At 63.8% G+C, this 18877-nt stretch carries 12 protein-coding genes and 1 tRNA gene; 10 read left to right on the forward strand and 3 right to left on the reverse strand.

Annotation, left to right across the window (positions count from 1 at the left end; translation table 11 throughout):
* Positions 1-16 precede the first annotated feature (16 nt).
* The 10 genes from glf (at position 17) to N7L95_RS08100 (ending at position 11956) form a co-directional block, all read left to right on the forward strand.
* Positions 17-1108, forward strand: coding sequence for a UDP-galactopyranose mutase (glf, locus tag N7L95_RS08055; protein ID WP_301259304.1), 1092 nt, complete (start codon positions 17-19; stop codon positions 1106-1108).
* Position 1109: 1 nt separating this feature from the next.
* The gene (locus N7L95_RS08060; RefSeq protein WP_301259305.1) at positions 1110-1901 is read left to right on the forward strand and encodes a hypothetical protein; all 792 of its coding nucleotides are present in this window, start codon (positions 1110-1112) and stop codon (positions 1899-1901) included.
* Between the two features lie 98 nt (positions 1902-1999).
* The gene (gene msbA / locus N7L95_RS08065; protein WP_301259306.1) at positions 2000-3724 is read left to right on the forward strand and encodes a lipid A export permease/ATP-binding protein MsbA; all 1725 of its coding nucleotides are present in this window, start codon (positions 2000-2002) and stop codon (positions 3722-3724) included.
* Positions 3725-3800: 76 nt separating this feature from the next.
* On the forward strand, positions 3801-4727 hold the full coding sequence (locus tag N7L95_RS08070) for an alpha/beta fold hydrolase (protein WP_301259307.1): 927 nt from the start codon (positions 3801-3803) through the stop codon (positions 4725-4727).
* A gap of 58 nt (positions 4728-4785) precedes the next feature.
* A protein-coding gene (gene prfB / locus N7L95_RS08075; protein WP_301259308.1) for a peptide chain release factor 2 occupies positions 4786-5890 on the forward strand; the annotation gives its coding sequence in 2 pieces (ribosomal slippage) (positions 4786-4866 and positions 4868-5890; 1104 coding nt in all).
* Between the two features lie 51 nt (positions 5891-5941).
* The gene (pepN, locus tag N7L95_RS08080) at positions 5942-8614 is read left to right on the forward strand and encodes an aminopeptidase N (RefSeq protein ID WP_301259309.1); all 2673 of its coding nucleotides are present in this window, start codon (positions 5942-5944) and stop codon (positions 8612-8614) included.
* A gap of 67 nt (positions 8615-8681) precedes the next feature.
* Positions 8682-9713 (forward strand): class 1 fructose-bisphosphatase, encoded by a 1032-nt coding sequence (locus tag N7L95_RS08085; RefSeq protein WP_301259310.1) that lies wholly within the window; start codon positions 8682-8684, stop codon positions 9711-9713.
* 75 nt (positions 9714-9788) lie between these two features.
* Positions 9789-9864 (forward strand) — tRNA-Thr (locus N7L95_RS08090).
* A 423-nt stretch (positions 9865-10287) separates the two neighbouring features.
* Positions 10288-10890, forward strand: a complete 603-nt coding sequence (locus N7L95_RS08095) for a hypothetical protein (protein WP_301259311.1) — start codon at positions 10288-10290, stop codon at positions 10888-10890.
* A complete protein-coding gene (locus N7L95_RS08100; RefSeq protein ID WP_301259312.1) occupies positions 10859-11956 on the forward strand; it encodes a helix-turn-helix domain-containing protein in 1098 nt (365 codons plus the stop codon). Before N7L95_RS08095 ends, N7L95_RS08100 begins: the two co-directional genes overlap by 32 nt.
* A gap of 531 nt (positions 11957-12487) precedes the next feature.
* Here the strand turns inward: N7L95_RS08100 and N7L95_RS08105 are convergent.
* From N7L95_RS08105 to N7L95_RS08115, 3 genes are all read right to left on the reverse strand, one after another.
* A complete protein-coding gene (locus N7L95_RS08105) occupies positions 12488-13012 on the reverse strand; it encodes a ParB N-terminal domain-containing protein (RefSeq protein ID WP_301259313.1) in 525 nt (174 codons plus the stop codon).
* Between the two features lie 468 nt (positions 13013-13480).
* Positions 13481-13774 (reverse strand): hypothetical protein, encoded by a 294-nt coding sequence (locus N7L95_RS08110; RefSeq protein ID WP_301259314.1) that lies wholly within the window; start codon positions 13772-13774, stop codon positions 13481-13483.
* A 6-nt stretch (positions 13775-13780) separates the two neighbouring features.
* Complete coding sequence (locus tag N7L95_RS08115; RefSeq protein WP_301259315.1) at positions 13781-18718, reverse strand: RHS repeat-associated core domain-containing protein; 4938 nt, start codon at positions 18716-18718, stop codon at positions 13781-13783.
* Positions 18719-18877: the final 159 nt, after the last annotated feature.

Genomic DNA, 18877 nt, shown 5'->3' on the forward strand with positions numbered 1-18877 from the left:
CTTTCAATCGAACATCGTGACTGTCCTCATCGTTGGCGCCGGCTTCGCCGGCAGCACTTGCGCCCGCGTACTGGCCGAAGCGGGACACCGCGTCCACGTCATCGACAAGCGGGACCACATCGGCGGGAATGCGTATGACCGCTATGACGAGCATGGTGTTCTGGTGCACCCTTACGGTCCGCACATCTTCCACACCAACAGCAAGCGCGTTTTCGAATTCCTCTCTCGCTTCACCGACTGGCGCTTCTATGAACACCGGGTGCTGGCGCAGGTCGATCAAGAGCTGTACCCGATTCCGATCAACCGCACCACACTGAACAAGCTTTACGGCAAAGACCTGACGGAAACCGAAGCGCAGGCCTATCTGGAAAGCGTGCGGGAGCCTCGTGAAGCGATCAAGACCAGCGAAGACGTGGTACTCAGCAGCGTCGGGCACGATCTGTGTGAAAAGTTCTTCCGCGGCTATACCCGCAAGCAATGGGGCTTGGACCTGTCCCAGCTCTCTGCAGGCGTGGCAGCGCGCATCCCCACGCGTACCAACGACGACGATCGCTACTTCACTGACACCTTCCAGTTCATGCCCGCAGCCGGCTACGGGGAGATGTTCAGGCGGATGCTGGATCACCCGCTCATCACGATCGAGCTTGGCTCCGATTTCGAGCAAGTGCGACAGGACAAGAGCTACAGCCAGTTGGTGTACACGGGGCCGATTGATGCCTACTTCGGGTTCAAGTTCGGTCGGCTACCCTATCGCAGCCTCCGGTTCGACCATGAACACCTCGCTAACGTGGAACAGGTGCAGTCAGTCGGTACGGTGAATTACCCCAATGATCACGACTACACTCGGATCACCGAGTTCAAACACCTGACAGGGCAACGCCATAGCGGCACTTCCATCGTGCGTGAGTACCCTCAAGCCGAGGGAGATCCGTACTATCCAGTGCCGCGGGCAGAAAACGAAGCGCTCTTCAAGCGCTATGCCGAATTGGCCGAGCAAGAAAAGGGCGTCGTCTTCATCGGCCGGCTGGCGCAGTACCGCTACTACAACATGGATCAGGTGGTGGCCGCAGCGCTGAAAGCCGCAGAAGATTTCCTGAGCGCGGTCTGACATGTCGGCGCCGACCTATCGCCGAAAGAACCTGGTCATCCTGCGTGCCGGCGATGCCTCGCTGCACGCCTCCTGGATCGCGCAGCCCGATCGGGATTTCGACCTGTTCATCAGCTATTACGGTGCCCGCCCTCAACTACATGCCAGCGATGCAGAGCACTACGAGATGCGTAAGGGCCCCAAGTGGCCCTGCATTGCCGAAGCGCTGACGCAGTATCCAGAGCTGATCGAGCAGTACGACGCCTTCTGGTTTCCCGATGATGATGTGTCCGCGACGACCGACACATTGAACCGCATGTTCGCGCTGTTCCATGCTTTCCGGCTCTCGCTCGCGCAGCCAGCATTGACCAGCGATTCCTACTACACCTGGAAGGTGCTGCTGCAAGATCCGCGTCAATTGCTGCGCTTCGTGAACTTCGTCGAAGTCATGGTCCCGATTTTCGACCGCACCGCGCTGAAGATCTGTTTGCCCAGCTTCTCGGAAAGCCCCAGCGGCTGGGGCCTCGACAGCCTGTGGCCCCGCCTCTGCGGCCGTGGCAGGCCGGACAGCATCGCAGTGATAGACGCGACGCCGGTACGGCATACGCGCCCGCTCGGGGGAGACCTGTACAAGAACAACCCGGACATGCAACCCAGGGACGATGAGCGCCGCTTGCGCGAGAAGTACCAACTGCAATTGCCCAACGAGTTGACGAAGTACGCGCCCCATGGCGCGGTCGCCTTCACGCGCCCTTTGACTTGGCGCCTGAAAAACGCCCTCCATCGTCTCCGGCGACGCAGGCGTGCAGCCTGAGCGAGCACAACGAACCGCCGACCACAGATTTCCCCGGTTGTCCGAGCGCCGCCCCATCTCCAGAACTTGCGCTCCGGCCCCTCACCTCGCCCCCGGAAATGAATCTCAAAAGTACAGCATCGCGACTCGCCCGATACGTTCTGCCGCACAAGGCCGGCGTCGTCCTCGGCGTGATCTGCTTTTTCCTTTCCGCCGCGATCGAGCCGCTCGTGCCCGCCTTGTTCAAGACCCTGCTCGACAGTGGCTTCAAGGCCGACCTCGGCTTCCCCACCTGGCTGGTGCCGGTCGTCATCATCGGCCTCTTCGCCGGCCGGGGCCTGCTGGCCTTCAGCGGCACCTACCTCTTCACCTGGTCGACCTCGCAAGCCGTCATGGCGCTGCGCACGGACCTGATCGTGGCGATCATGCGGGCCGATGCCAGCCTGTACAACCACCTCAGCCCCGGCGTGGCGGCCAACAAGGTCATCAGCGACCCGCAGAACGCCACCAACATGCTGGCCGGCGCGCTCACCACCATCCTGCGCGACGGCACCACGCTGGTCGCCCTGCTCGGCTACCTCTTCTACCTGAACTGGAAGCTCACGCTCATCTCGATGATCACCATGCCGCTGCTCGGTGTGGTGGTGCGGCAGGTGCATCGCCGCATCAAGGCGGTGGGGGGCCAGTCATATGAATCGCAGGTGCGGCTGGTCGGCATCGTCGACGACATCACCCGCGCCTGGCGTGTCGTGCGCACCTTCGACGCCGGCGAGTTCGAGCGCCGCCGCTTCGCCAACGAGGCCCAGCGCCTGCGCCGCACCACGCTCAAGAGCGTGGCCGCCGGCGCCCTGATGACCCCGCTGACGCAGATCGTGGCCAGCACCGGCGTGGCGCTGATCCTCACCCTGGCGCTGGTGGAGGCCAACCAGGGCGGCACCACGGTGGGCGAGTTCGTCGCCTTCCTCACCGCGATGCTGATGACGATTTCGCCGATGCGCCACCTGACCGACGTGACGCAGCCGATCGTCGCCGGCCTGATCACCGCCAACGCCTCCTTCGAGCTGATGGACACGCCGCCGGAGCCCGACCTGGGCACCCGCGAGCTCGACCGGTGCGCCGGCTCCGTCCGCTTCGACCAGGTGCGCATCGTCTACCCCGGCAGCGAGCAGCCGGCGCTCAACGGCCTCAGCCTCGACGTGCCGGACGGTCACACCATCGCACTGGTGGGCCCGTCCGGTGCAGGCAAGACCACCGTGGTCAGCGCCTTGCTGGGTTTCGTTGCGCCCGACTCCGGCACCATCACGCTGGACGGCCACGACATCCAGGACATCCGCAAGGCTTCGCTGCGCCGCCAGTTCGCCGTGGTTTCGCAGGACATCGTGCTGTTTGACGGCTCCATCGCCGACAACGTGGCCTACGCCCAGGAGAAGGACCTGGTGCGCATCGAAGCCTGCCTGAAGGCGGCCAACCTGTGGGAGTTCGTCGAGTCGCTGCCCCAGCAGCTGGACACCGCGGTGGGGGCCAACGGCAGCCGGCTGTCCGGCGGGCAGCGCCAGCGGCTTGCCATCGCGCGGGCGCTCTACAAGAACGCGAGCGTCTGGATCTTCGACGAGGCCACCTCGGCTCTGGACACCGAATCCGAGCGAGTGGTGCAGCAGTCCATCGAGCAATGGCACGGCCGCAAGACCCTGATCCTGATCGCCCACCGGCTGAGCACCGTGCGCAATGCCGACCGCATCTACGTGCTGGCCGACGGCCGGGTGGTGGAGGCCGGCTCGCACAAGGAACTGATGGAGCGGGCCGGCCTGTACGCCGGCATGGTGCAGGCGCAGGCGGTCGAGTAAGCTGGCAGCCTGGCGGCGCCCCCCGGTGCCGCAACCCGTCAGCCCGGCCGCCCAGTGCGGCGCACCGCAGCCCGCCATGCAGCCGCCTCCCTCTGCCAGCTACCTCGCCCGCCGGCCGCACCAGCCGGTCTTCCGGCCCGTGCGCGGCCTGCGCTACCACCTGCGCTGCTGGGGCGACGCCTCGCAGGCCGGTCCCGACCGGCCGCCGCTGGTGCTCCTGCACGGCTGGATGGATGTCTCCGCCTCCTTCCAGTTCATGGTCGACGCGCTGCAGCAGCCACGCTACGTCCTGGCGCCCGACTGGCGCGGTTTCGGGCTCACCGAACGCCCAGGCACCGACACCTACTGGTTCCCCGACTACCTGGCCGACCTCGAAGCACTGCTCGACGCGCTGCTGCCCGGCCAGCCCGTGGACCTGCTCGGCCACAGCATGGGCGGCAACGTCGCGATGCTCTATGCCGGCATCCGGCCGCAGCGCGTGAGGCGCCTGATCAACCTGGAAGGCTTCGGCCTGCCCGACACCACCGCCGACGACGCACCGCGCCGCTATGCCCGCTGGCTGGACGAGCTGAAATCCCCGGCCGAGCTGCGCGGCTACGACAGCCCGGCCGCGGTGGCCGAGCGCCTGCGCCGCAACAACCCGCTGCTGCGCGCCGACTTCGCCGAATGGCTGGCGCCCCATTGGGCGCAGCCGGACGAAGCCGGGCAATGGCAGATCCTCGGCGACCCGGCGCACAAGCGCGCCAACCCGGTGCTCTACCGCAAGGAAGAGGCGCTGGCCTGCTGGCGCCGCATCGCGGCCCCCGTGCTGTGGGTGGAAGGCGACCGCACCGACGTGGCCCGGTTCTGGGGCGACCGCTACCCGCGCAGCGACTTCGAAGCCCGCCTGGCGCAGGTGCCGCGGCTGCAACGCCAGGTGCTTTCGCCGGCCGGCCATATGCTGCACCACGACCAGCCCGAAGCACTGGCCGCCCGCATCGAGGTTTTCCTGAACGCCCCTTGAGCCGGAGTGCCGGCGCTGCGTGAGAAAATCCCCTGTTTTCAGAAGGACACGAGACATCATGGACGCAGAACGCATCAACACCCTCGGCAACACGCTCGAAGACCTGACTCGGCGCACCGCCGAGCTTCGGAGGTATCTTTGACTGGGAGACCAAGTCCCACCGCCTGAGCGAGGTCAACGCGGCCCTCGAAGATCCCACCGTCTGGAACGATCCCAAGCACGCGCAGGAACTCGGCCGCGAGAAGAAGGCCCTCGAAGGCGTGGTGCTGACCATCAGCCGCCTGGAATCCGAGCTGTCCGACAACAGCGAGCTGTTCGAGCTCTCCAAGGCCGATGACGACCTGGCCGGCCTGGAAGCCATTGAAGGCGAAGTAAGCAGCCTGACGGCCGAGCTCGAGCAGCTCGAGTTCCGCCGCATGTTCAGCAACCCGGCCGATCCGAACAACTGCTTCATCGACATCCAGGCCGGCGCGGGTGGCACCGAGGCCTGCGACTGGGCCAGCATGCTGCTGCGCCAGTACCTGCGCTACTGCGAGCGCAAGGGCTTCAAGACGGAGGTGATGGAAGAGTCCGAAGGCGACGTGGCCGGCATCAAGAGCGCCACCATCAAGGTGGAAGGCGAATACGCCTTTGGCTACCTGCGCAGCGAGACCGGCGTGCACCGCCTGGTGCGCAAGAGTCCGTTCGATTCCTCGGGCGGGCGGCACACCTCCTTCGCCAGCGTGTTCGTGTACCCTGAGGTGGACGACTCGATCGAGATCGAGATCAACCCCGCCGACGTGCGCACCGACACCTTCCGCGCGTCGGGCGCCGGCGGCCAGCACATCAACAAGACCGACTCCGCGGTGCGGCTGACCCACATCCCCAGCGGCATCGTGGTGCAGTGCCAGAACGACCGTTCCCAGCACCGCAACCGCGACGAGGCGTGGCAGATGCTGCGCTCGCGCCTGTACGAGCATGAGATGCGCAAGCGCATGGCCGAGCAGCAGAAGCTGGAGGACAGCAAGACCGACGTCGGCTGGGGCCACCAGATCCGCTCCTATGTGCTGGACCAGAGCCGTATCAAGGACCTGCGCACGAACGTCGAGATCTCCAACACCCAGAAGGTGCTGGATGGCGACCTCGACTCTTTCATCGAAGCCAGCCTCAAGCAAGGCATCTGAACCGCCGGGCCGCCCCACCCCGGCAGCCCGCAACCCGAGAAAGCGAACACCATGCGTGAAGGCACCGCCGCCGTGACCCGCCGCGAGGACTACGCCCCGCCGGCCTACTGGATCAAGACCGTCGACCTGACGTTCGACCTCGACCCGGCCAAGACGCTGGTCGTCAACCGGATGACGATAGAGCGCAATGCCGACCACCCTGGCCAGCCCCTGCGGCTGGACGGCGAAGACCTGAACCTGACCCGGGTGCTGGTCAACGGCGAGTCGGTCTCCTTCCGCGTGGAGAACCAGCAGCTGGTGCTGGAGAACCTGCCGCAGGAGCCGTTCACCCTGGAAGTGCGCACCACCTGCGCGCCGGAGAAGAACACCCGGCTGTCGGGCCTGTACACCTCCAACGGCGGTTTCTTCACCCAGTGCGAGGCGCAGGGCTTCCGTCGCATCACCTATTTCCTGGACCGCCCGGACGTGATGGCGGTCTACACCGTCACGCTCAAGGGCGACAAGGCCCGCTTCCCGGTGCTGCTGTCCAATGGCAACCTGGTGGAGCAAGGCGAGCTGGAAGGCGGCAAGCACTACGCGAAGTGGAACGATCCCTTCCCGAAGCCGTCCTACCTGTTCGCACTGGTCGCGGCCAACCTGGTGTGCCGCGAGCAGAAGATCCGCTCGCGCGCCGGGCGCGACCACTTGCTGCAGGTGTATGTGCGCGCTGGCGACCTCGACAAGACCGAGCACGCCATGCGTTCGCTCATCGCGTCGGTGGCCTGGGACGAAGCCCGCTTCGGCCTCTCGCTCGACCTGGACCGCTTCATGATCGTCGCCGTCAGCGACTTCAACATGGGCGCGATGGAGAACAAGGGCCTCAACATCTTCAACACGAAGTATGTGCTGGCCAACCCCGCCACCGCGACCGACGCTGATTTCTCCGGCATCGAGAGCGTGGTGGGCCACGAGTACTTCCACAACTGGAGCGGCAACCGCGTCACCTGCCGCGACTGGTTCCAGCTCAGCCTGAAGGAAGGCCTGACCGTCTTCCGCGACCAGGAGTTCAGCCAGGACCTGTCCGGCTCGCCCAGCGCCCGTGCGGTCAAGCGCATCGACGACGTGCGCACGCTGCGCCAGCACCAGTTCCCGGAAGACGCAGGCCCGATGGCCCACCCGGTGCGGCCCGACAGCTATGTGGCGATCGACAACTTCTACACCGCCACCGTCTACGACAAGGGTGCCGAGGTCGTGCGCATGATGCAAACCCTGGTGGGCCGCGACGGCTTCGCCAAGGGCATGACGCTGTACTTCCAGCGCCACGACGGCCAGGCGGTGACCTGCGACGACTTCGCGCAGGCGATTGCCGATGCCAACCCCGGCAGCGCGCTGGCGCAGAAGCTGGAGCCTTTCAAGCGCTGGTACAGCCAGTCGGGCACGCCGCGGGTGAGCGCACGCGGCCACTACAACGCCGAGCTGCGCACCTGGCGGCTGGAGCTGAGCCAGCATTGCCCGCCCACCCCGGGGCAGGCCGACAAGCAGCCCTTCGTGATCCCGGTGGCCCTGGGCCTGGTGGGCCGCGACGGCACGCCGCTGCCGCTGCAGCTGGTGGGCGAGGCGGCACCGGCCGGCACAGAGCGGGTGCTGGTGCTGAGCGAGGCGACGCAGCATTTCGAGTTCATCCACCTCGACAGCGAGCCGGTGCCTTCGCTGCTGCGCGGCTTCTCGGCGCCGGTGGTGCTCGAAGACACGCTGAGCGATGCCGACCTGCTGGTGCTGCTGGCGCACGACGCCGACCCCTTCAACCGCTGGGAAGCCGCGCAGCGCCTGGGCCTGAACCGACTGCTCACGGCCATCAAGGGCGACGGCCGCATCGAGCTGGACGCGCCCTTGCGCGACGCCATGCGCAATGTGCTGCACCACCCCGCGCTGGACGCCGCCTTCAAGGACCTGCTGCTGACGCTGCCCGGCGAGAGCTACATTGCCGAGCAGCTGCAGGAGGTCGATCCGCAGCGCATCCATGCCGTGCGCGAATCGCTGCGCCTGCAACTGGCGCTGGCGCTGCGCGAGGACTGGGAAGCCGCCTTCACGGCCTCCCAGGTGGAAGGCGGCTACTCGCCCGATCCGGTGTCCGCCGGCAAGCGCTCGCTGGCCAACCTGGCCCTGGCCAACCTGTGCCTGGCCGCCACGAGCGAATCGACCACGGTGTGGCCCGGCAAGGCGTACCAGCGCTTCAAGGACGCCAACAACATGACCGACCGCATCGGTGCACTGGGCGCGCTGGTGGGCGCGCACCACGAGCTGGCCGAGCCGGCGCTGCAGCGCTTCCATGCATTGTTCCGCGAGGAAGCGCTGGTGATCGACAAGTGGTTTGCGCTGCAGGCCTCCGCCCCCGAGAAGGACGGCAAGGTGTTTGCGCGGGCGCGGCAGCTGCTGTCGCACCCCGATTTCTCGCTGCGCAACCCCAACCGCGCGCGCAGCCTGATCACCGCGCTGTGCTTCAACAACCCGGCCGCCTTCCACCGGCCGGACGCCGCAGGCTACGTGTTCTGGGCCGAGCGGGTGCTGGAGCTGGACGGCATCAACCCGCAGCTGGCGGCTCGCGTGGCGCGGGCCATGGACCGCTGGAAGCAGCTGGCCGAGCCCTACCGCAGCGCTGCGCGCGAGGCCATCGCCCGCGTGGCGGCCAAGCCCGAGCTGAGCGACGACACCCGAGAGATCGTCACCCGCGCCCTGGCCGACTGAGCCGGGACGGGCGCGCACGGCAACAGGCCGAACAACAACGATTCATTTCACTTTGGGAGCTCACCGCATGACCCACAAACGAGTCAGCCTCACGCAATACCTTGTCGAACAGCAGCGCATGCACGGCCACATCCCGGGCCAGCTGCGGCTGCTGATCGAGGTGGTGGCGCGCGCTTGCAAGCGCATCGCCATCAGCGTCAACAAGGGCGCCCTGGGCGACGTCCTGGGCACTGCCGGCACCGAGAACGTACAAGGCGAAGTGCAGAAGAAGCTGGACGTCATTGCCAACGAGGTGCTGATCGAAGCCAACGAATGGGGCGGCCACCTGGCCGCGATGGCTTCGGAGGAGATGGACGGCATCTACGTGGTGCCCAACCGTTTCCCGCAGGGCGAGTACATGCTGCTGTTCGATCCGCTGGACGGCTCGAGCAACATTGACGTGAACGTCAGCATCGGCACCATCTTCTCGGTGCTGAAGAAGCCCGAGGGCCACACCGGCGTGAGCGAGGAAGACTTCCTGCAGGCCGGCAGCCAGCAGGCGGCGGCAGGCTATTGCATCTATGGCCCGCAGACGACGCTGGTGCTGACGGTGGGCGACGGCGTGGCGATGTTCACGCTGGACCGCGAGCAGGGTTCTTTCGTGCTGACGCAGGATGAAGTGCGCATTCCTGCAGACACGAAGGAATTCGCCATCAACATGAGCAACATGCGCCACTGGGCGCCGCCGGTGCGCCGCTACATCGACGAATGCCTGGCCGGCAAGGAAGGCCCGCGCGGCAAGGACTTCAACATGCGCTGGGTGGCGTCGATGGTGGCGGACGTGCACCGCATCCTGACCCGCGGCGGCGTGTTCATGTACCCCTGGGACCAGCGCGAGCCGGACAAGCCCGGCAAGCTGCGCCTGCTGTACGAAGCGAACCCGATGAGCTTCCTGGTGGAGCAGGCTGGCGGTGCTGCGACGAACGGGATGCAGCGCATCCTGGACGTGAAGCCCGGCAAGCTGCACGAGCGGGTGAGCGTGATCCTGGGCTCCAAGAACGAGGTGGAGCGGGTGACGGCCTACCATCGCGAGCATGCGGAGCGCGGTGCGTCGAACTGAGCACGAAGCGCGGCGGCTGAATTGCTCGGCCGCTTGCTGAAGCGGGAAATCTGCTGCTAGAATCTCGCTTTCTTTGCCGGTGTAGCTCAGTTGGTAGAGCAGCGCATTCGTAATGCGAAGGTCGGGAGTTCGACTCTCTTCACCGGCACCAAGACACAACGCCCAACCGCTCTCGGTTGGGCGTTTTGCTTTGGGCGTTTCCCGCAACGGCGCGGGGTTCCGGGCCATTCTGCGTAGGCCACGCCCGCGCCCTTCCCGGCCGTTTTTGCCCAAGTTGGACTCTCTTTTCCTCTCTCTTCTCAAAAAAGTAGGGTAAATCTTTGCGCCTGGCCTACGCAGAAGTCCTTTGCTGACGCGGACTTACGCGAAGGCCACAGATTGCGGTTTTCCATGCCGACTGGCCAGCACGGGAACAGTGAACACCTACATTGGGCACTGTTGGACGCCAAGCTACGATGCGGAATCCCTGCTCCACCACGGCACTGGAATAGAAACTGGAATATTTTTACGTGCCTTTTGTTGTTCTGTGCTAGCATCGCGTCGCCCAGCATCTCACTGTCCTGCGGAACGCCACATGCTTGTCCTTGCCCCTGACGAACCTCAACGCATCGCCAGCCCCTATTTCAGCGAGCTTGTAGCGGTGGTCAATGCCGCATGGGCCGACTGGATGTCCTCCGGCTACCCAGCCCAGATGCAGCACAAGCGATTTCGTGCTGCATTCGTGTGGAACCAACTGCTCACGCATGCAAAGCGGCGGTTCGACGGGAGACAGGACGTCCGCGTAGAGGTCATAAAAAACTGGGAAGGCCTCTTGCTGCACGACTCCATTTTTATCCGATTCAAACTTGGGTACGATGACCTCTTGTCGCGCAACTACCCTACTCAGTCGGCGTTGGATTTTCACGACCAGGAACTCGATTTGTTTGGTAGCGGAATCACCCGCCTCGAATTGATCTACGTTTTGAACGACCTTGGCACAGAGATTCAACGGATTGCGTTGATTCAGCGACACAAAAACTCCGTCGCATGGGCAATCGACTTGCTCGGCAAGGAAGACGAAACTCAAAAGGTCATTGATCTTCCTGCTGTCGTCCGTCAAGGTTCTCCTGCAGAACGCATTATTAAGCCGAAGTCTGGCAATCAAAATGAACGTCTTGAGCCCAATAGCGGTTCGTGAAGCACTTTTCCGCCCGGAATTACTCGCGTTGAGAAGGAGAATGCTTGGCCTAAGCCAGATAGAGCTTGCATCGCGGGCAGGCATCTCGCAGGGGACCCTATCCAAGGTCGAGCTTGGCATTAAGGAAGCAAGTGACGAGCTTCTTCTCAAACTTGCCGAAGCGTTGTTATGTCCTAAAAGCTTCTTCTTTCAAGCCGAGCGCGAGTACGGCCCCCCGATGAGCGCTCACCCCATGTTCAGGAAGAAGACGACCGTTGGCTCGAAGGTACTCGACCGGGTCATTGCTGAGTTCAACGTTCGCATTGCACATCTTCGGACATTCCTGGAGTCGGTTGACTTCTTACCGGAACTACCTCTGCCGCAGTATGACGTGGATGATTTTGGCGGCGATCCAGAAGAAGTTGCGGATGCCGTACGACGTGCTTGGTATGTGCCTCGCGGACCGATTCGCTCCCTCACCGAATATGTCGAACGTGCCGGTTGTTTAGTAGTCCCGTGCAATATGGAGTCGGCACACATCGACGGCGTGAGCTATCGGATACCTGGTTTACCACCAATCATTTTTCTTAACAAGGCGCAGCCTGCGGACCGGCTCAGATTTAGCCTTGCCCACGAACTTGGGCACTTGGTTATGCATCTTTGCCCACACCCCGAAATGGAGCATCAGGCAGACCAATTCGCAGCGGCGCTGTTGATGCCGCGCGCGGATATTGGCCCTGACGTCAACGGCCTGACTCTTGAACGAGCCGCCAGCTTGAAGCCTGTGTGGAAAGTTTCAATGGCGGCATTGATTGTTCGCGCCACGACGATTGGAAGACTAGATCCAAACAAGGCCCAATACCTTTGGCGGGTAATGTCCGCCCGTGGGTATCGACTACGCGAACCGCTTTCCTGTGACTTTCCGGCGGAACAACCGACACTATTCGGAGCGTTGATTACAAATCTCACAGAAACGATGGGATATACCGAAAACGACCTTGAGAAAGCGCTGCATCTTCAGTACAGCGAGCTATCCGAGATGTACGGACTTAAATCGAAGCAGCACGCGCTTCGCCTAGTTCGCTGAGTTCGCTCAAGAGGGCTTCGGTGGGAGGCAGGCGCGGTCTGTTTGAAAAGTTCAGGCAGAGCTCCGAACCGTCCCCGCCCCTGGGGAACAGGATGGCGCAATCGGAGCATTTGGCGCTTATCAAACGCAGCCTAGGCGTGCACCCTCCCCGAGACATGAACACAATGCGCAACCGCTCTCGGTTGGGCGTCTCGCTTTGCGCGCTTCCCGCAGAGGTGCGGGGCCTCGGGTCGTTCTCCGTGGGCCACGCCTTCGCCTGTTTTCACCCTTATTGCTCCGGATGAACTCGTTTTCCCTCCCTCTTCGCCAAAAAGTGAGGCGACTTCTTAGAGTTGGCCTACGCAGAAGTCCTTTGCGGACAAGGAGTTACGTAATGGCCACGGAGAGCGGTTTTCCACCATTTTTGCCCGAGCGAGATAAAAAACGGGACGAGATTCGCCCGAGCAGATGCATAGGCAAGCCAGCGGAGACAAACGGCGCCTTTGACTTCTCCGCAAGCGCTTGGGTGCCGAAGAACGTGGAGTTGGAGGTTCAATGCTGGACCAGCCAAACCTCGTGGCTGCCTCGCCGGTGCATACCAAGGGCGTACAACACCGCCATCCGGTGATGCCCCTCGAGGACGTCGAAGGGACGCGAGTAGCGAAACCCCCATGAGGCAACAAATCCTCCATCGGCGTTGTCAAAGACTAGCGGCGGAACCGGCCACGTACCCTGTTGCTGAATGAACTGAGCAAGCCGCTTCATCCTGCGACTTTCAACCCCCTGAAGAAAGTAGTCGCGATACTGAACAACCGTCGGGTGCTCAGCAAGACACGGCAACTCCAGTTCCTTTACTTCAAACGTCGTCAGCCTGAACCTCAAAGAAGGGAAATTCAATCCCGCATGCTGCTCGATGACACCGCCGTGTTCATAGAACCACTGCAGTATTACTGAATCAGGGAAATTTGGAAGCAGGCGCTGTACGCGTCGCGCATATGCGACAGGAAGCTCAACGGGCTCATCTAGCCGGCCACGAACTGGTTCGAGTGAGCGAAGCTCTTTCTTCGATAGCCACATCTATGCCACCCGCCGCATATACTTCAATAACCTTTCCCGCAGCCAAATATGTTCCCGACTGAACGGCCATCGGTCGATTATCTTCCTTAACCGGATCAACGAAGACTCACCTCTGCATCGAACGTAATTTCACTGCAGAATGCGAGGGACAATAACACAAACCTTAGACACTTTCCAAGCGATCGATCAACTTAGAAGCAACCTCGTCAGTGACTTTATCCTGCAAGTCCGGATAGCTGGATTAGGCCGTGAATGGAATGCCAACAACAGCCTCGGCGGCCGCACGGCCAGCAACCTCGTGACGTACTCTCCCGAGATGCCGTAGTGGAAGGTGATGTCGATGCACTCGTGGGACTCCACTTCCCTCACGCTGGCACGGCTGGAGGGGAGCAGGTCATCCGGACGTTATAGACTGTGTGGCATTCACATAGCGGCATCAATTATTCCCTTCACCTGAATGGGTTCTGCTTAGCTGGTGCAAATATCTCTGGCGTAGTACTGCAAATGATCGGCGGCTTGATAGATTTGCTTTTGCTCCTCCGGTTGGTACATCGCTGCACAGCTGAACATGATGCCGAACATGTCGAGGAAGATTTCTGCGAGGCTTTTCTGGATTGAGTCACTGCCCGCGGTTTCATGCTTGATCGATTTCAGTAGCTCAACCATTTCCAGATAGAGTTTCTCATTGAAGCCTTCCTTTTCTCGGAGCTGAGTGCTGAAATCGAGCCATTTCTCGATAAACAGGTCAATGTTCGCGTTCATAGTCGTTTAAGGTCGAACGATCTTGATGGCTGAAGGTGGCACGGATCCGACGATCAGGACCTCCCCTGATCTTCCTGCAAAGCGTCGCGCCGAGATGCCTTTCAAGGGGCTGCATTCACTGTTCAGGTCGATGGCATCATGCACCTGCGAGAGATCGATCCTAACGATGCGTTCTCGACCGGTTCCGTAGCGCTGGGAGTTGCTCACGGCTTGCTCGTAGGTGCGAGATGCGGAGATGTACTGGCTTCGGAACTCCGGCCTTGATCCATGCCCAACGTGACCTTCAGGCGTGTAGTTTGCCGTGGGATCTTTGGGCGCTAGCCCAGCACTCGGATCCTCGTCAGATCGGAGCACCCGGTAAGCGTAGTCTCCTTTGCATTTGCAGCAAGGCTGATGCGTGAGAGTGGGCGCCGGATCCGACTTCTTGCGCCGCTGCAAGCCCCATGGATCGATCCAGCCCAAGGGATTCGGCGCGTACTCATGAAGATTGACTCCGCCTGCTAAGCCAACTGGATCGCGCGAAAGGTACCGGCCGGCGAACGGGTCGTAGTACCGATAGCGGTTGTAGTGCAGACCCGTTTCTTCGTCGAAATACTGCCCCTGGAATCTGATCGGATTGGTGAAGCCGGCCTTGATCGCTGCCCCGCTGATCGCCTCCTTCGCTTGTCCCCACGCTTTGTACTGCGCAGCCCAAGCGATCTTGCCGTTGTGGTCCGTGAGTTCCTGTGGTGTTCCAAGGTGGTCGCACTGATAGAAAGCGATCTCTTCGCTCGTGAAGGGCGCCGCTTCAGGATCCGCTTCGCCGTTCCACAACGGGTCCAGTTCGGCGGCGTAGTGCCCTCCGTTGCTCGCCATCAGCGCCTTGACATCGGTGGTCGGCGCCAGTCGAATGGATTCCTTCCTTCTGGTCTGCAGCAGGGGCACAAAGCCGCCCGGCTCGTGGATGTAGTGCGCCGTCTGCCGGCCCGTCTGACGGGCACCGTGCTGGGTGCGGCTTTCGAAGGCCAGCGTGTCGCCATCCCAGCCGAACAGCACCTCCTCGCGCTGCGGGTCGCCCGCTTGCGTTGTCGCTCGCAAGCTGTGCTTGGCGATACGCCGCCCCAGAGGGTCGTAGGCGAACTGTGCCGTGCCGTAGGGCGTGACGGCCTTGGTCATCCGGCTGAAAGCGTCCCACTCGAACACGGAGCGATGGCCGTTGCGGAGCTGCTCCGTCAAGTTGCCGCGCTCGTCGTGCGTGTAGGTGGTGCCGGCGTATTCCTTCAGCAGGTTGTCGAGCACCTTGGGTAACGCCTGACGGGCCGGGATCGGCGACGATTCCCGGTCCTCCGCTGGCAAGATGTTGCCGGCCGGGTCGAACGCAAAGGTCTCCTTGGCCAGAGCGCTGGTTGCCTGCAGCAGGCGACCTACCGGGTCGTAGCGGTACTCCAGTCGCCCGCGGCGGCTGTCTTCGATGTGGTCGAGCTGTCCGACTTTGTCGTAGCTGTAACGCCGCAGGATCGTCGCCTGCGCGCCAATGCTGGTGCTGGCGTACTGATAGGCTTGGCTGATGTCGACGGGGCTGCGCTGGTGGCGGTACTTGACCTGCTGCTCCAGCAGTCGACCGGCTGGATCGTACTTCTGGTGCTGCTCCAGGTCGTTGCCCTGTCGCCGATACACCTCCCGGTGCAATTCGTCCCGCTCGAAGCCGAGCACGTCCCGCCCGTCCAGCACCAGGCCGTGGATGTGGCCAGATCCATAGGTGAGCCACTCGACGGTGTGCCCGTCCGGCCGCGTGGTGCCCACCCGCTGGTTCAACTCGTTGTAGCGATGCCGCCAGACCGCCGTCTTCTTCTCCGGAAAGAAGGGCCCCTGGTAGTGGTGGTGCTCGCGCACCAGGTTGCCCGCCACGTCGTAGAACCACTGCAGCCGCGCATGCTCATTGCGTGCCTCGGCGATCTGCCCGCCGGGGTAGTAGCCAAAGGTCTCGGTCTGTGCTTCCCCGCCCGGCGCCGTGGCCGAGCGCTTGAGCAGCCGGCCCATCGCATCGAACTCGAGCGCCGTCGTGACCCCGCCGTCGCGCATCTCGAGCAGCACCCCGGTGCTGTCCTCATAGCGGTACTCGGTGGCCTGGCCATCAAACCCGGTCTCCGCCAGCAGCCGGCCCACCGGGTCGTAGCGGAAGCGGTAGGGTTGGTCGTTCTCGTTGCGCAGCTCGGTGAGCCGGCCGAGGCGGTCCCAGCGGTACTGCAGCCGGTGGCCGGCGGCGTCCCGGCGCTGCTCGATCAAGCCAGCCGCCGTGTAGCGGTAGGCGGTCGTGCGCTGCAGTGCGTCGGTGTGCGACAACAGCCGGCCTTCGGCATCGTGGCACAGCTGCTCTTCGCTGCCGTCCGGGTGGCGCACCGCGGCCAGCTGGCCGGGGTGGTTGCCGGGCTCGGTGGCGTGCTGTGTCGCCTGCAGGGCGGCAGCGGTGATGGCGGTGTAGCGGTACTCAGTCGCGTGGCCCAGGGCGTCGGTGGTCTTCACCAGGCGACCGCGCTCGTCATAGTCCCACTGCGTGGTGCAACCCGAGCAATCGGTGTAGCGCGCGAGCTGGCCGCTGGCGGTGTAGGCGAGCTTTTTCACGCCGCCCTTGGCGTCCGTCACCTTGCTCACCCGGCCGGCGGCATCGTAGGCGTATTCGGTCTTGTGGCCGAGCGGGTCGATCTCTTCGATCAGGCGCCCTTGCCGGTCGTACTCCCGCTTCCACACCCCACCGTCCGGGTCCAGCACCCCGGTCAGCCGGTGCGCTTCGTCGTATTCGAAGTGCACCCGGCTGCCATCACGCCGCACGTGCTGCAGCAGGTTGCCGTGGGCGTCGTAGCGGTAGTCGTCGGTGCTGCCATCGGGATGGACGTGGCGGGTGATGTTCTTCGCGGCATCCCGGAAGAACCATTCCTCCAGCCCGTCGGCATGGATGATGCGGTAGGTGTAGCCGTCGATGTCGTAGTAGTGCTCGCTGGTCTGGCCCAGCGCATCGGTCACGGTGGTCAGCCGCAGGTCGGGGTCCCAGGCCAGGCGCACTTCAAAACTGCCGTCGTCCGCCCACTCGTGCACCGCCTTGGCCCGGTCGCCGCTGCCGTCGTAGCGCAGGTTCATGCCCCGGCCGGTGCGGTCGGTGTAGCGCGTGACCAGGTGGTGCTGGTATTCGTAGCGCCAGGCCGCGGCGTTCTCGTCCTGCGCCTGCACCAGGTCGCCTGCGGCGTCGTAGTCGTAGGCGGCAAGCTGGCGCAGCAGCTGGCCGTCCCGGATCTCCCACAAGGCGCGGATGCGGCCTGTCTCGGCCTCGGGTTGGACACCCACGTGCGCAATGACCTGCTCGCCCTGCTTGCTGACGATGTCGCTGAGCACCTCGACATCGCCAATGCGGTGGTCGTAGCGCAGGCCCAGGCTCGCGCCCTGGTCGTTGTGCACGGCCACCAGGCGGAAGTGCTCGCGGCCCGGTGCTGCAGCCGTGCCCGCTCCCGTGGCAACGCGCTCATAACTCTCGCGCCAGGGGCTGCTGCCGCCTTCGGGCACCGGCTTGCCAAAGTCCAGCACCAGCAGCGTCTCGCTCAGCCGGCTCAGCGTGATCTCTTCCACCGGGTCCCGGTGCACCTGGCCCACCTTCAGCCACGGGTAGCGGTGGCTGCGGCCGTCCTCGCCGTGGTAGACCAGCGCCCGCTGCCGGCCTTCGACCTCCACGTCCACCCGGGTGGTGTACGGCGTGAGCCAGCGCGCGCCCAGGCACCCCTGGTCGTAGGCACTGAGGTGGCTGCGGTAGGTGCGGCTCCATTCGATGGGCAGCGGCGCGGCCAGCGTGAAGTCGGTGTGGGTGAAGCGCTCCGCGCCCATCGCAAAGCTGATGGAGCCGCGGGTGGCGCTGGGCAGCTGGCACTGCTTGCAGCCGTTGCCGTCGTTGCGGGCGGGCACCTGCTGGTGGGTGGACTCCTGCACCCGGCCCTGGTGGTTGGCCTGGTGCTCGCTGCCCTGGTGAGCCGCCACGGTGGCATTGCCCCCGGGCTTCCTGCGGCGGGTAATGGCCTCCAGCAGCCGTGCCAGCAGCCACATCAGGCTCTTGTCGACGGCCGGGTCGCACAGGCGCTGCACGGCACCGCGAAACCCGCCCTTGAGGTGCTGCAGTTGCGCGACGGCGAGCCGCAGCAGCTGCTTGGCCTCGTCCGGCAGGAAGTACAGCGCCGCGCTAGCACCGGTGTTGGCCGCGTCGATAGCGACTTCGGCGGCCTCCTGCTTCACAGTCCGGGCGGCCTCGCTGAGGTAGGCCAGCACGCTGTCGAGCGTGCTCTCCGTGCGCGGGTCACGCAGGTGACGGGGCGGCGCTGGCGGCGGACGCTGGTCGATCAGCGGCTGGTTGTCGTGCAGCCGTTGCAGCAGGTCGATCAGGCTGTCGCAGAAGAGGTCGACGAACTTGGCGCAGTCGTTCAGGATGCCCTGCATCAAGGTCATCGCCTTCTGCACAAACAGCTCGAAGCGCCCGGCGATCTCGTCGTTGAGATGGCCGATGAGCACGGTGACCAGCGCTTCGCTGATGTTGCCCTTGAGTGCCTGCTTGCTGAAGTTGCTCTTGATGGCGTGCATGACCGGCCGCAGGCTCATGCGCGCGGCCGAGGTCCCGGGGGCGGGCACCACACCGATCAGGTTGATGCCGAGGCTGGCCCAGTCCAGCACGTTCAACGGCTCGCCGCGGTCGTGCTTGCCGACCAGGTCGACAATGTCGATCAGCGCGTCGCCCAGTGCCATCACATTGCCGACCACCGGGATGCTGCCGATCACGGTGGTGAGGCGGTCCGCGGTGAGGCAGTTGTTGCTGATCTTGCGCAGCCAGGCGTCGAAGACCTGGGCGCCGCGGCCGAGGTCTTCCGGTGCCAGGGCGTCCAGCGGAACGAAGGCGGTGGAGCGCTCGCGCACGACAACAGCAGACGAGGTCATGTCAGCGATCCTGCTCAGACAGCGCGCCGAAGAAGTCGTGTGCCAGGCTGGCAGACGAGTTGTATTTCCCTGGCCGCCGAAAGCCAAGCGTCGACGTTGCGAAATGCCATTGGAACCTCCCTGCAGTGACGCTCCGTCCGATAAGCCATTGGCCTACCG

The organism is Eleftheria terrae, from assembly GCF_030419005.1.
Classification (GTDB): domain Bacteria; phylum Pseudomonadota; class Gammaproteobacteria; order Burkholderiales; family Burkholderiaceae_C; genus Caldimonas; species Caldimonas terrae.

Bases quoted from the DNA above. Each gene is read 5' to 3' on its own strand.
- N7L95_RS08060 (WP_301259305.1), top strand. From the start codon at position 1,110: ATGTCGGCGCCGACCTATCGCCGAAAGAACCTGGTCATCCTGCGTGCC.
- msbA (WP_301259306.1), top strand. From the start codon at position 2,000: ATGAATCTCAAAAGTACAGCATCGCGACTCGCCCGATACGTTCTGCCG.
- N7L95_RS08070 (WP_301259307.1), top strand. From the start codon at position 3,801: ATGCAGCCGCCTCCCTCTGCCAGCTACCTCGCCCGCCGGCCGCACCAG.
- pepN (WP_301259309.1), top strand. From the start codon at position 5,942: ATGCGTGAAGGCACCGCCGCCGTGACCCGCCGCGAGGACTACGCCCCG.
- N7L95_RS08085 (WP_301259310.1), top strand. From the start codon at position 8,682: ATGACCCACAAACGAGTCAGCCTCACGCAATACCTTGTCGAACAGCAG.
- N7L95_RS08095 (WP_301259311.1), top strand. From the start codon at position 10,288: ATGCTTGTCCTTGCCCCTGACGAACCTCAACGCATCGCCAGCCCCTAT.
- N7L95_RS08100 (WP_301259312.1), top strand. From the start codon at position 10,859: ATGAACGTCTTGAGCCCAATAGCGGTTCGTGAAGCACTTTTCCGCCCG.
- N7L95_RS08105 (WP_301259313.1), bottom strand. From the start codon at position 13,012: ATGTGGCTATCGAAGAAAGAGCTTCGCTCACTCGAACCAGTTCGTGGC.
- N7L95_RS08110 (WP_301259314.1), bottom strand. From the start codon at position 13,774: ATGAACGCGAACATTGACCTGTTTATCGAGAAATGGCTCGATTTCAGC.
- N7L95_RS08115 (WP_301259315.1), bottom strand. From the start codon at position 18,718: ATGACCTCGTCTGCTGTTGTCGTGCGCGAGCGCTCCACCGCCTTCGTT.